The following is a 12,422-nucleotide window of genomic DNA, read 5'->3' as shown; positions in this document are numbered from 1 at the left end:
CGCACCATCTGCGCGCCCATGTTCTCGAACTTGTCCTCGAGCTCGATCTCCTTGGCGACGGTGACGCCGTCCTTGGTAATGCGCGGCGCGCCGAACGACTTGTCGATGACCACATTGCGTCCCTTGGGGCCGAGCGTCACCTTCACCGCATTGGCCAGGATATCGACGCCGCGCAACATCTTCTCGCGCGCTTCGGTATGGAATTTTACCTCTTTGGCAGCCATTGGATCACTCCTCTATCTAGGCAGCATTCGTTGACTGGTGGATTTTCGAAGAAGCCGTCAGGCGGCCTTCTTCACTTGCGCGGTTTGGTCGATAACCCCCATCACGTCGCTTTCCTTCATGATGAGTAGGTCCTCGCCATTGAGCTTGATCTCCGTGCCGGACCATTTGCCGAACAGGACACGGTCACCGACCCTGACATCCAGTTCGGTCAGCTTGCCGCTGTCGTCGCGCGCGCCGGGACCGACGGCGATCACTTCGCCTTCCTGCGGTTTTTCCTTGGCGGTATCGGGAATGATGATACCGCCGGAGGTCTTTTCCTCGGCCTCGATGCGGCGGACCAGGATACGGTCATGCAATGGGCGGAACGCCATGTCGTTCTCCTCTTGGGACAAACAGGTTTGAGGTTCCTCCGCACCGACCGGCAATTCGGAACGGTGCGGGGTGCGGCGACCCTTCGGCATCGCGCGCGCATATCCAGCTAGTTTTGCCTTTTTTCGGTTTCAAGAGGTCGGCCAAAAAATTTTGGCACTCACCCATAGAGAGTGCCAACCAGCTGTTATCGCGTGGTTATTCTGCCGCGTGCCGGGAGCTGCCGCTTGAAGTTCCGCCGCGATCCAACAAAATATCCGCAGCCGGCGCAATCGCGGGCGCCGGAACCGCTCACCCTCGCAGGGAGTTGATTGCAGACCGCCGCCGGAAAGGAGACATGAATGGTTGAAGATGTCAGCAAGGACTTCCGCCTCCAGATGGAGGGATACGGCCTGACCACTGCGCAGATCCATTATCGTCTGCCCGACCATCCGAGCCTGCTGCAGCTTTATGTCTGGCAGGACTATGACCTGGCGCCGGAGTTCCCCGAACTAAAGGGGTTCCTCTCCTACTGGGAGCGCGAACTCGAGGGGCCGCTTCACTCCGTCCGAGTCGCCCACCACCGGCTCATCACCCCATCGGAATGGCGGGCGATCGACGGTGTCATCATGCTCCAGTAAAGGGGCGCCCGCAGTCGCACGGTGCCGCACTCACCGAAAAAGATAAGCGACCGCGCCCCGGCCGGTCTTGTCAGGAAGCCTGCCTGATCAGACCGAGGTTGAACGCTTCATAGCCACATCACAGCGCCAGGCTCCCCTGCTCGGCCCCCTCGGCGTCGGGGTCGCCCGGTGCGGTGGCCCAGTCGCCCATCGAGAAACGCGATCAACTTCGCTGTACAAATCGAGCCCTCAGCCCGCGCCAGGTGGATGGCGATCGGGTGCACGTCTCCGACGACCAATTCCATCGGGTGCATGCGATAGAGCGCCGACCGCGCGGGCGGCTGTCCTCGTAGGCTTTGCTGTTGGTGCGGAACTGGTGGACTTTCCGATAGTGTAGCTCTTCCGCAACGAGCGTCCACGAGATCGAACAAGCTTGCTCGAAACTCGAAAAATCACTAGGGCGGAATCCCCATGACCTGGTCGTCTCGACCAGGAAGTTACGGGCCAATAGCTTGACGTGTCCCCAAGCTGCGCCGGATGCCAAAAGCCCTCGGATTTCCTGTTTTTAGGTCCTCTGCAATTTTGGCCTTTGTGCCAGGGTCGAAGGGAACCAAAGCATCACTGCCGGCTGATGACTATGCGGCTCAGCGCTCAGGAGGATTCAAATGTCGGCTTGATACCGAGAAAGGCAGCCTTTCGCCAAGCAGACCGCCGGCCGCGGATTGGGACGCGAAATGATGGGAACGTGCTGCCCCTTCCGCACCTCAGTTGTTCGATCGACAAGCGAATTCGGCTGGCCAAAGGAGGGGATGGAAACGCTCACGCGATCGTCTGTCACTCGCCGCCGGACCGTGGCGGTAATTGCGACCTTATCGCCGATGTTGATGCCTTTCGCCATGACCGTGACTCTGGGCGGCACCAGCCTTAGTCATGCGATTCGCTAATGTGAGATGATGCCCGAGGGGCGGCCCGGCTGCCGCAGGGGGTCTTTGGGGGATCACGGCAGCCGGGCCATGCCGGAGTTCCTCCCGGCCCCTTACAATGTGCTTATATTAGCAACTACGCAAATACCTCTTTGGTAGATTATCCCGAATGCCACGTTAAGCATGGCAAGGCGGGTCCACCCGGCGAATACACGGAACATCAGAGCTTTCTAGCGGTTCTGCTTTGTAGATTCCAAGGTGGAGCGACGACCGTGTCAGCGTTTGAATTCGTCTACTTTTCTGATTTGATGGCGAGTGATCTCTTAGGCGGCGTTGTCTCGTTGTTGGCTTGCTGTCTGCTCTACAACGTCATCGCGGAGGATCGTCCGAACCGGTAGGCGCGGGAGCCGAACGCTTGGCGCTCCTGGCTCCGCTTTTCATGCCACCGTGCGGGAACCCGTTATTCTTAGACTGGTTCGAAGGGCAGCTCCCACGCTGCTGGTCAGTCCCCCAAGACTTGGCCGGGCCTGGTTCGCCGCCAGTGAGGTGGGCCCACAGCAATTGTCCAAATCCGCGTGGAGCCAGCTGCAGAAAGTTTTATCTTTCCCGGCTGGGAACAGCCGGACGCGCGGCAAGTTCGGGCGAACGCAGCCATAGTCCCTTTGCTGCTGGCCACGCGGGCAGCTTGGCCGGCCCGCGCCTTCTGGGGCGCGGGCCACGCCTGTCGACGGATCTTCCGCACTTTGCCGACTGGGCATGTAGAGTCAGGTCTTCTGGCATGAAGTGCCTGGGAGCCCGCGACGATCCTCGAATTCCCAACGAAACCAGCACGCTCGCCGGCGGTCGACGAGTTTGTCGGCGGCGTGGGGGCGAGTCGGACGAGGCAATCAGCCCGCACCGCAGAAATCAGATCTTCTCAAAAGCACCGATTCGCGCGATCAACACGAAGCCTTACTCAGACGGTGCATCATCATGAACGTCATCGCAGTCAGTCTCGTATCGCTCGTTCTGGCAATCGCGTGCGTTCTCGTCCACTACGAGGCCTTCAAAATGGTCGCAAGCTCTGCCCGGTCAGCCGAGGTCGACGGATTTCCGAGCCGAGGACGATTGCTGATCGTTATCTTTGGAGCGCTTGCCGCGCATACTGTCGAGATTACATTCTACGGTTTCGTCTTCTGGGGCCTCCATAGCTACGGGCTATTGGGCGAAATCGTCGGCAAAATCCCCGATGGCTGGATCGACTTCCTGTATTTCTCCATCACCAACTATACAACGCTGGGCGTCGGTGACATCAGGGCCGAGGGTCCGATGCGACTGATTGCCTCCTCTGAGGCGCTCACCGGTCTGGTTCTATTAAGCTGGACGGCCTCGTTCACTTACCTCTCCATGGAGAATTTTTGGAAGAGGAGGTAGAGAGCGGAAAGCGTCGCGGTCGGATTCGATCGGGAGGCAACAACCAATCCGCAGTATCCTTGATCAACCCTGGCTGCAGGAGGAATGACGTCGCCAGCAGGAATTCAGTCAGCCCATGAATGGCGAGCGCCTTTGGTGCCGTTTCTCTTGGGATTGTGAGGTGTTTCGACGGGTGGATTCGTCATCGTCTGCGGGCCGTGCAGCTCAAGCACTGGAAGCGTGGTTCGGTCATTTACCGCGAGCTTCTTGCGCGCGGTATGTCCCATCAGGCGGCCAGGCATGTGGCTGCAAACTCCAGCAGATGGTGGCACAACTCGGCGATGAGCCTCCACATCGCGTGCTTGCCGTTGGCGACGTTATCTTTCCTTCCACCTTCCCCACTTTGCCTGCCGGTTTCCGGTGATTGAGCGCGGGCAAGTGCGGCCGTAGAGGTAGACCGGATGTCTTCGACTTCGGCCACCGCTAAATGGTCTATCCCGATGAAGCTGTTCTCGCCCGTACTCACGCGCACCAGCTCGTCAAGCTTTGCCTGGACCGCTGCCCCATCTCGATTCTGCGTATTCTGGATCAGGAAAACCATCAGGAAGGTGACAATCGTCGTCGAGGTGTTGATGATGAGCTGCCAGGTTTCCGAAAAACGGAGGAAAGGGCCAGAGAAACCCCAGACCGCGATCAAAGCCATGCAAAGGGTGAAGGTGATCGGCCGGCCTGCCCCGCGAGCGACAGCGTCAGCGATCCTTCCGAATGTCTTTTCCATTCACCGCCCCCGGCCCAACCGCCGAATGAACTGCCCCCCGAACGTGTCCAACTTTACGGGGTCAGTTCAGAAGCGGGGTTCTTTTGCCTCAACGGCGAGCCGCATTTTTCTTAGCGGCCGATTTGGGCTGACTAGATTTAGCCCTGGAAGCAGAGTCCTTTGAGTGGGCTGCCATAGCGGGTGCAGCTCCAGTTTTTTTTGCCGCGCTCGCCTTCGCAGTCGCTGCTTTCTTTGTAGCCTTCTTACGGGCGGGCTTCTTCGCAGGCACCTTCTTCGCGGCTTCCTCGTTCGAGGAGAAAATGCCGGTGATGCTACCGATGATGGACACAGCCCTACCCTCCGTTGAACTCGACCGTCAATGCGCATCGGCACGAAACGGTTCCATTAGGTGGCGCGCTTGATATCTGTGATCGCGCCGGCTTGATCAATCGCTCAAACGGCGCCTACCGAGCCTTGGTCTCTGACACAGGGGTGCCGAGGACTTTAAGACTGTCCTCAACTGCCTGACGAGGGAACGGCCTTGTAACTGGCTCAAGTCGTAACCCTCCGATTTCAGCTGACGACGGAGGCTTTCCACATCGCTTAGCTTGCCAGACCGGGCCAGTTCAAACGCGCGTTCGAGGGTCGTTGTGTTCGGTTTCATACGTCAAAAATCTAGATTTCCTGCAAGACGGCAGTTCGGCAGAAGACGATGCAGCGCCTATTTCCGCCAACTCGGGATTGAGCGCCAATCCGGGAACCCAGCGTCATGGTGCACGATGGCGTCGAACATCGCTTCATAAACGCTGCCAATCTCTTCCTCGATTCGGTGCTGCTGATCCCAACTGCCTTCGCGTCGGCAAAGAGCTCCTGAATAGCCTCCGCAACCGAAATCACGTTTGAACTGGCAAGCCCAGACAGGTTGCTGCCTGGCCACTTGTCGAGAAAATCGACTCCGCGCGTGCTCATGCCTAAACAAGCCGGCCGCGCATATTAAGTTCCGCTTAAGTCCGGCCCACTCAGTTGGAGGCGCCCAGCCTAAAAATCTCAAGCTTCTCGCTGGAAGTACCTTCTGACCGCATCGCTCGCATGTGAATATCGCAAGGGACTTTACCCAGGAGCCCTCCCTAACCAGCTTGGCTCTGCAGCTCGGACACTGCAGGGTCAAATCCTGTCGAGCAGGTGATTAGATAAGCCAGGCCCCATGACGAAGCTTTCAGACCGTCCATCAAGCGCAAGCCGCAGGAGCTCTCCGACGAGGGTGACCAATTTCTATAAGTGCAACATCTGCGGACAGTCGATGGACGTGCACGATCTGCGTCAGGTGATGTGGCACGAGCAGCCGAGGCATGAGCGGCTGAATTCCGAAGCCTCAAACGCTCCTGAAAAGCAAAAAGCCCGCCGGCCGGAGCCAGCGGGCCTCTTCGTAACAACGCGACTCGTTAGCCGGGCGAAGTGAGGATGATAACCGACGGCGGGATCGCGGCCGTAACAGCGGACAAACGCTCACGCCTGGTCAGAACAGGCTTCCCGTAGGTTTTCTTCATGGCGGTGCTCCTCGCTTTACCTGCGCGGCGGCAAAATTTGCCTTGCTCAAGCGAGTCTGGTCAACCGCCTGCGACACCAGTTCGGCGCCGAGCAAGGGCCGTTCTGCAATAAAATTCGAAGCGACTGCAACCAATCTCACTCTGTGAAGTTTTGAAGACCTTGTGACCGTGAAAGAGGGGTTGATCTTGGCTGCTTTCCTACCTGTGCAGATTAAGTTTGTGAACTTCGAAACCAGTGCCATCTCGTCGGTGGCCGAAGCCAGAGCGGCAATGAATGGGGCGTGGAAGAACAAGGAAATGCATTCCTATCGACAGGCGTTGCGTTTGCTCGATGAGGCTCAGGCAGGCACTTGCCGGCAATCCATCGCGTTCGAGGCCTTTGTCAAAGCCGCAAGAGATCAGGACATGGTTGTTTCAGGCCAGCCAAGCAAGGGCCTCAGCCTCCTAGACGCGCTGACAAGCTCGATCTACGACTAGGATCGCCAGCCGCCATACTCGGTTTGAGCAGCAAGCGCCGCAGCGCGTCCAGCCCTGCAACTGCAAGCCGCCCGTGCCCCTCGGTGGAAAAGCGCGGGCCGACCAAGTTTGCACTTGGCCAACAGCGCAAAGGAACATCGGGAGAGCGCTACGTTCGCATTTGTTAAGGCTGTCCCCGCGCATAGCAAAAAACCTGCCGCGTTCGGCAGCGTGCCGGGGCGGCTATTTCGACTCCACGCCCGGCTCAGGCTGAATGTCGATCGTGTCGCCATTTCCGTGCACGGCATCACGGTCCCAGTCGTTCGTCTTCTCGGGCGTTTTGACGACGGCTTCCCGGGTGTCCCGGCCTTTGTCCTTTCTGGGCCCTGGACCTGGCACATCGCGTGAAGACTTTGGTTCCACATGCGCCTCCCTTTTTTCAATCCATAAACAAGGTCGAGAGCTCGGGTTCCAACATTAGGAAAGCCCGCTGTCTTGGGAGAGTGCAGCGGGCCTTCGCTAGGAGTTGAGGGAACATCTCCTCGCTGCGGAGATAACAGGCCAATGACGGTTTGGTTCCCAGCCGTTCATGCCCGCTAGTCTGCGCCTGGCCGGAACCAGTGCCAAGTTAATCGAGGCCATTCGGCTGATGGAGGGCAATCTCGAGCAAACTATTGAACGCGATAGCGACCAAGATCGGTACATCGCGCCGACAGCTGGAGCGCCTGTTTCACAGCTATCTATCAACCACCCCCAGCCGCCACTATTTGAACGTTCGCCTCTCGCGCGCGCGTCAGCTGCTAGACACCACCGATCTTCGAATCCTTGAGATTGCCATTGCCTGCGGCTTCGAATCGCCGTCGCACTTTCGAAGAGTTTCCGTGACCATTTCGGAGAAGCTCCGAACTCTGTTCGGATAGCGCCATAGATTCGGTCGCTGCTCTTGAAACTGCGATCGATGCTGGACACGAGGATGTCGTCGCTCGATCTGGTGGTGGCGACCGGCTATCTCACCCGACTTTTGGAAAATGCGCGAGTGGTCCGATACCTGGCGCAGAGTTTCCCGGAAACACTTTCAGAATTTCAAAAAATGACAGAGCCAAACCAGTCCGCGCGCTAGGCCGCGGCCCTTGAACGTCGAGAACTCCCGGAAAATCGAGAGTCCTCATGCCGGAAACAGGTTGCCATTCAGTTCGCGACAGAACCGGAAATTCAGCCGTGCCGAGACCGCTTCTGTTCGTTCAGGGCGGGAGCGAAAACGCGCATGACGAGTGGGGACAGCAAACTGGTCGGAAAGGGGCTCTGCCTGTTTTCATATTGGTCAAGATAGAAAAACTAGGCTAATTGGATCTCGCGCAGGGGCCATGTTGGCGGCCTGCCCCTCACGATAGGCAACCCGTTCGCCGGCGCCGAAACCGTAGATTTCCAAGAGTTCGCGAGTATGATATAAATATATGAATTCACTGTGCTCCGCTGCCCCCGATCAGGAGTCGGCCGGATTCTTGCTGGAGCGGAATCAATGGCCGCGCAGATGAAACGCCGCCCAGGGCGCACCAGCGGTCGGTTATCAACGAGGTTGAGAAGGCCATTGTCGCTTTCGGCTAAGCTAGGACGCACGACCAGTGGAGGCTGCCAACCTCGGATGGTGCGGGCATCGGGTCCGACATTGATGGGAAGAATTGGGATTCTGTTTTGGAATAACGAGTTCAAGGATTTCCGCTCACTCCCGAATATGGGCAGCGGTAACATCTATGTTCCTAAAGGCGGATGGCAGGCTGCAACAGCGGACGTGATCGAGCTGATCGGACAGTCTGTTCTGTCGGCGTACCAGGCTTGTCGCGCCGAGCGTGACCGGATGCCACGCTGTAAGGCGGCCTAAGCGTGAGAGAAACGCGCATTCGAGTCCGTGCAGGATGGGAGTGGATCGACTGGCGCGAATTGTGGCAATCACGGGACCTTGTCATGCTGCTCGTACGCCGCGACCTCGTCACCAAATACGCCCAGACGATGCTAGGGCCCCTTTGGTTCGCCATCCAGCCGATTGTGATGGCAATCGTCCTGTCGGTCGCTATAAACGGCGGTGCCGGTGTCGCGACGGAAGGCGTCCCGCCGTTTCTCTTCAATCTCTGCAGCCTCGCGCCTTGGTTTTATTTCTCCCAGACCTTCGGCTCGGTCGGGGCCACATTCGTCAACAACGCCGACCTGTTCCAGAAGGTCTATTTTCCTCGCAGCTCAGTTCCGTCGGCCGTGGGTCTGTCGAACCTGGTCGCACTGGCCATTCAGACTAGCCTTTTCTTAATTGTTCTAATCACTTACCACGTCAGCGGGGTGTGGACATCGCACTCCTGGCGGATCATCCTCATTCCTGTCCTATTCGTCGAACTCGTCGTTTTCACGCTGGGGGCAGGCCTTTGTGTGGCCTCGCTTGCGGCACGCTATCGTGATCTCGTCCACGCCATGCAATACGTGCTCCTGATCGCCATGTTCGCCTCCTTGGTATTCGTGCCGTTGTCTAGCCTCCCGGCTCACCTTCGCTGGCTCCCCTGGTTCAACCCCCTTGCCGTGATCGTCGAGAACATGAGGTCGCTCGCACTCAATACCCCAGCTGTATCGGCAATTCAGTCGGCCGTGTCGGTAGCGATCAGCTTAGGCCTGTTTCTGGTGGGGCTTCTCGCCTTCGAGAGAGCATCCCGCACTGCGGTCGATTTGGCCTGACCGAGACAGATCCCATGAATCCAGCGATCGAGATCAAGAACCTGTCCAAGCGGTACGATTTGCATCCTCGACCGACATCGCTGCGTGAGAGTGTCGGAGCGTGGCTTGGCCGGGGCGAAGCGTCCGAGGCGCAGGGCACGCAATACTGGGCACTTCGCGGCGTGTCGCTGTCGATCGAGGCGGGCGAAGTCGTCGGCCTCATAGGCCTCAACGGGGCAGGCAAGTCAACTCTCCTCAAGATTCTCTCGCGCATTACAGATCCGTCGGCGGGAGAAGTCCGCATCCGCGGCCGCGTGGGCGCCCTGCTCGAGGTTGGTGCCGGCTTTCACGGGGACCTTACCGGACGGGACAATATCTACCTGAGCGGCGCCATTCTCGGCATGTCGAAGGCGGAACTGGACAGGCGCTTTGAGGAGATCGTCGCCTTCGCTGAGATAGAGCGCTTTCTCGATGTACCTGTAAAACGCTATTCGAGTGGTATGTTCGTTCGCTTGGCCTTCGCGGTGGCCGTCCACCTCGATCCGGATATTCTCATTCTCGACGAGGTCTTGTCGGTTGGGGACTCGCGCTTCCAACGCAAGTCCCTGTCCAAGATCGAAAGCCTCGTTACGAAGGGGGGGAGAACGGTGCTTCTGGTGAGCCATAACATGGATACGGTCAATCGGCTGTGTTCCCGCTGCCTTTGGCTCGAATCCGGATCAGTGAAGGCCCTCGGCGAAACGCGAGAGGTCGTGACGTCTTATCTCGCCTCGGCGGGTGACTTCGCGGGATCGAGCAATCGAATTGATGTTACCGCGGCACCTCGGACCGGCAATGGCAAAGCCCGCTTCCTCGGCATCTCCATCGATAGTGGGAATCCTTCTTCGTCGGGTCAGATCTGCACCGATGGGCCGGCCCGTTGCACGCTTGACATTGAAGCTGAAGACGACATCGACGTGGACAGTCTTGCCGTGGTTATCAATAGCCTTTCGGGCCTGAAACTCGTCAATGCAGATACAGCATTACTGGGGAATGCCTGCCGGCTGCGCGCTGGCCAGAACCGCGTGACTGTCACGATCGATCAGTTGCATTTGCTGCCGGGAACGTACGGCCTCGAACTCTGGATGGGACAAAGATCAGGTGACTACCTTGCAGGTGACATCCTGGATCACGTCCACCACGCCTGCCGGGTCGAGGTCCTTAGGCCGGGCGGACCTGATGGAAGGGTTCTTCCCGCGGAAGGCCTAATCCCCTGCGTCTACAAGTTCGAGGTCGAAACTTGACGGGAAGAACGACTTATTGCGCCAACCAGCGATCGATTGCAGGCTAGTCGCCCGATGCCGGCCCAAATTCCTAGGGCGAAATACAGATTGATGAATGAAGGCCGCCGATCGCGACCGCTGATCCGATCGAGTATCACGGCGTGTGCGGCATGAAGCGTCTGACGTAACGCGGAGCGGACGTATTGCCCAACGCAGGATGCAAAACCTCTCTCGCAGACCAAGGCGTCCACAAGTACCTGCGAGATGCCAAGGCCGAACGCCAGCCGTTTTAGGTAACTTGGCGTAGTCCGGAAGGCGGGGATAATGTGATCAATTACGCAATCGGGCGTGTACCATAGATCCCACCCGCACGCTGAAATCCGAAGGCTGATCTCCGTGTCGCCCCCCGAAACAAGCCTTCGCCCAATGCGGTCAGCGAGAAAAGGCGTTTCGATCCAGCCTGTTTGATCGAGGGCGGCGCGGCGCAGGACGATCCCGGCTCCGACCAGCCCCCAAATCCGGCATGCTTCGAGCCCATGGTCCTGGCAGGCCAAAGTCCAGCCCACGGCTTTGGGAAGCGGCTCGGCGCCGTTCTCCCAGTAGGGCCTGACAACCCCGCCGAAGGCTCCGCACCGCGGATGTGCATCAGCGAAAGCTATTGCGTTCGCCAGCCAGCTTTCATCGAGCAGGCAGTCATCGTCGACCAAGGCCAGCCACTCACCGGCCGTTTCCCTGACGCCGCGCTGGCGCGCAGGCGTCAATCCCTGCTGGCGTTCTCTCACGACACTCAGCTGTCCTATCCGCTTGGCGTTCTTGTGGCGCTCAACAACAAGCTGGGTGTCATCTGTGCAATTGTTGTCAACAACGAGCACTTCCCAAGATCGATCACGGCAGTATTGCCGCGCCAAACGATCCAGAGTTCGATCGAGAACAGACGAATTATTGTACGTACAAATAACGACGCTAACTTTGAATTTACCGCTCAAGATGAACTCCTTCTATTGGAATTGCCGCGCAAGCGACTTGTCGACGGGCTGCTGACAAGCTTACCCAGGCCCTATGGAGTGTCGATCGGTGTTGTATCATTTACAGAGGCTTCGCGCGCTCTCGCCTGCATCCTGATCCCCGGCATCGCAAATTGACCAGGGCGGCCTCTATGGCATAGCCAAAATGACAGTGGGAATTTCCATGGCCTTCCTATGGGCGTACCATTTTCCTAAGGCGCGGTCACTCGCCAGGTTACGACGGTCTTGCGCCCCGCGACTGACACTCCTAACATCGGTTTCAAATCACGTCGAAACGTGATCGGCCGAGTTCGCACATCTTGGAGCTAGGTCGATGACCAAGGTACGCCGCTCACCGCTTAGAGCCGCAGTCCAGTAGCGCGAAGCCAAGGCGTGAAACCTCTTGGCAGGACCCGACGGTATGTGATGCCTGAGAGCGCCCGGGGAGTTCGCTACGCAAAATGCAGGACGTTTGCCCATCGCATCTTGCCAGAAATTGTCAAGAGACGATTGAGGCGGCTAATGAGATATGGGCCGCCTGGCGTCGGAAAGGTGCGCTTCGGCGACTTCGGGCGGACTGATCCGATCAGCCGAGATTTCGGGTATGATCGCGGAACACCAATTGATCGGATCTACATCGAGAGATTTCTGGCGGAACACGCGTCAAGTATCCACGGTAGAACGCTTGAAGTCGTCGATGACGATTACACGGCTCGCTTCGGAGGACCGAAAACGACACAGCGCGATATCGTCGACTTGCGTCCTGAAAACACTCGAGCGACGATCGTCGGCGACCTCACGAACCTGAGCGCAGAGTGGAACGATAAGTTCGATGCGATCGTACTGACCCAAACCCTGCATCTCATCTTTGATCTGCAGGGGGCCGTTTCTGCGCTGTTCCGGCTCCTCAAGAGCGGCGGAACCGTACTTGTGACGGTGCCAGGCCTGACGCCCATTGATCATCATCAGGAATATGAAACGTGGTATTGGTCGCTGACGGAAGCTTCAGCTCGCCGATTGTTCTCGGATGTCTTTGGGGCGAACTCGACGCATATTGCTGTCTACGGGAACGTCTGCTCTGCGGTATGCTTTCTCGAAGGTATTGCCGCGGAAGAGCTCAAGCCAGAAATGCTGCACGAGCGGGACCATCACTTTCCTGTCACCATCGGGATATGCGCCACAAAGGGCTAATAG

12 protein-coding genes are annotated in these 12,422 nt (G+C 58.1%); 8 read left to right on the top strand and 4 right to left on the bottom strand.

The window, feature by feature from the left end; translation table 11 throughout:
* Both LB536_RS29110 and LB536_RS29105 read right to left on the bottom strand, forming a co-directional pair.
* Positions 1-224 (bottom strand): TCP-1/cpn60 chaperonin family protein (locus LB536_RS29110; RefSeq protein WP_318013042.1); only part of this gene is annotated, 224 nt, incomplete at its 3' end.
* Between the two features lie 57 nt (positions 225-281).
* Positions 282-596 carry a co-chaperone GroES gene (locus LB536_RS29105; RefSeq protein WP_140813739.1) on the bottom strand — a complete coding sequence of 105 codons (315 nt, stop codon included), beginning with the start codon at positions 594-596 and terminating at the stop codon, positions 282-284.
* A 339-nt stretch (positions 597-935) separates the two neighbouring features.
* Here LB536_RS29105 and LB536_RS29100 point away from each other — a divergent pair, with 339 nt between their 5' ends.
* A complete protein-coding gene (locus LB536_RS29100) occupies positions 936-1,214 on the top strand; it encodes an usg protein (RefSeq protein WP_224598546.1) in 279 nt (92 codons plus the stop codon).
* Between the two features lie 1,874 nt (positions 1,215-3,088).
* Positions 3,089-3,529: an ion channel gene (locus tag LB536_RS29095; RefSeq protein ID WP_224598543.1), complete on the top strand. Its 441-nt coding sequence runs from the start codon at positions 3,089-3,091 to the stop codon at positions 3,527-3,529.
* Between the two features lie 265 nt (positions 3,530-3,794).
* Here the strand turns inward: LB536_RS29095 and LB536_RS29090 are convergent, their stop codons facing one another.
* Positions 3,795-4,286, bottom strand: coding sequence for a low affinity iron permease family protein (locus LB536_RS29090; RefSeq protein WP_224598540.1), 492 nt, complete (start codon positions 4,284-4,286; stop codon positions 3,795-3,797).
* A 1,688-nt stretch (positions 4,287-5,974) separates the two neighbouring features.
* Here LB536_RS29090 and LB536_RS29085 point away from each other — a divergent pair.
* The 5 genes from LB536_RS29085 (at position 5,975) to LB536_RS29065 (ending at position 10,245) form a co-directional block, all read left to right on the top strand.
* The gene (locus tag LB536_RS29085) at positions 5,975-6,289 is read left to right on the top strand and encodes a DUF982 domain-containing protein (RefSeq protein ID WP_224598537.1); all 315 of its coding nucleotides are present in this window, start codon (positions 5,975-5,977) and stop codon (positions 6,287-6,289) included.
* A gap of 653 nt (positions 6,290-6,942) precedes the next feature.
* A complete protein-coding gene (locus LB536_RS31410) occupies positions 6,943-7,188 on the top strand; it encodes a helix-turn-helix domain-containing protein (protein WP_224598534.1) in 246 nt (81 codons plus the stop codon).
* Between the two features lie 53 nt (positions 7,189-7,241).
* Positions 7,242-7,388, top strand: a complete 147-nt coding sequence (locus LB536_RS29075; RefSeq protein WP_224598531.1) for a plasmid partitioning protein RepB C-terminal domain-containing protein — start codon at positions 7,242-7,244, stop codon at positions 7,386-7,388.
* 842 nt (positions 7,389-8,230) lie between these two features.
* The gene (locus LB536_RS29070; protein WP_224598529.1) at positions 8,231-8,983 is read left to right on the top strand and encodes an ABC transporter permease; all 753 of its coding nucleotides are present in this window, start codon (positions 8,231-8,233) and stop codon (positions 8,981-8,983) included.
* A 14-nt stretch (positions 8,984-8,997) separates the two neighbouring features.
* Positions 8,998-10,245 (top strand): ABC transporter ATP-binding protein, encoded by a 1,248-nt coding sequence (locus LB536_RS29065; RefSeq protein WP_140765619.1) that lies wholly within the window; start codon positions 8,998-9,000, stop codon positions 10,243-10,245.
* Here the strand turns inward: LB536_RS29065 and LB536_RS31405 are convergent.
* Positions 10,221-11,132, bottom strand: coding sequence for a glycosyltransferase (locus LB536_RS31405; protein ID WP_411966608.1), 912 nt, complete (start codon positions 11,130-11,132; stop codon positions 10,221-10,223). The two genes, LB536_RS29065 and LB536_RS31405, sit on opposite strands and share 25 nt — an antisense overlap.
* A 648-nt stretch (positions 11,133-11,780) precedes the next feature.
* Here LB536_RS31405 and LB536_RS29055 point away from each other — a divergent pair.
* Entirely contained in the window at positions 11,781-12,419 is a 639-nt protein-coding gene (locus LB536_RS29055; protein WP_181178839.1) for a class I SAM-dependent methyltransferase, read from the top strand.
* Positions 12,420-12,422 lie beyond the last annotated feature (3 nt).

The sequence above is a fragment of the Mesorhizobium sp. ES1-3 genome (genome assembly GCF_020164795.1).
Classification (GTDB): domain Bacteria; phylum Pseudomonadota; class Alphaproteobacteria; order Rhizobiales; family Rhizobiaceae; genus Mesorhizobium.
This window is presented reverse-complemented; position numbering and strand designations above follow the sequence as displayed.

What these genes read in the sequence shown, in the direction of transcription:
- LB536_RS29105 (WP_140813739.1), bottom strand. Translation starts at nt 596, where the DNA reads ATGGCGTTCCGCCCATTGCATGACCGTATCCTGGTCCGCCGCATCGAG.
- LB536_RS29100 (WP_224598546.1), top strand. Translation starts at nt 936, where the DNA reads ATGGTTGAAGATGTCAGCAAGGACTTCCGCCTCCAGATGGAGGGATAC.
- LB536_RS29095 (WP_224598543.1), top strand. Translation starts at nt 3,089, where the DNA reads ATGAACGTCATCGCAGTCAGTCTCGTATCGCTCGTTCTGGCAATCGCG.
- LB536_RS29090 (WP_224598540.1), bottom strand. Translation starts at nt 4,286, where the DNA reads ATGGAAAAGACATTCGGAAGGATCGCTGACGCTGTCGCTCGCGGGGCA.
- LB536_RS29075 (WP_224598531.1), top strand. Translation starts at nt 7,242, where the DNA reads ATGTCGTCGCTCGATCTGGTGGTGGCGACCGGCTATCTCACCCGACTT.
- LB536_RS29070 (WP_224598529.1), top strand. Translation starts at nt 8,231, where the DNA reads ATGCTGCTCGTACGCCGCGACCTCGTCACCAAATACGCCCAGACGATG.
- LB536_RS29065 (WP_140765619.1), top strand. Translation starts at nt 8,998, where the DNA reads ATGAATCCAGCGATCGAGATCAAGAACCTGTCCAAGCGGTACGATTTG.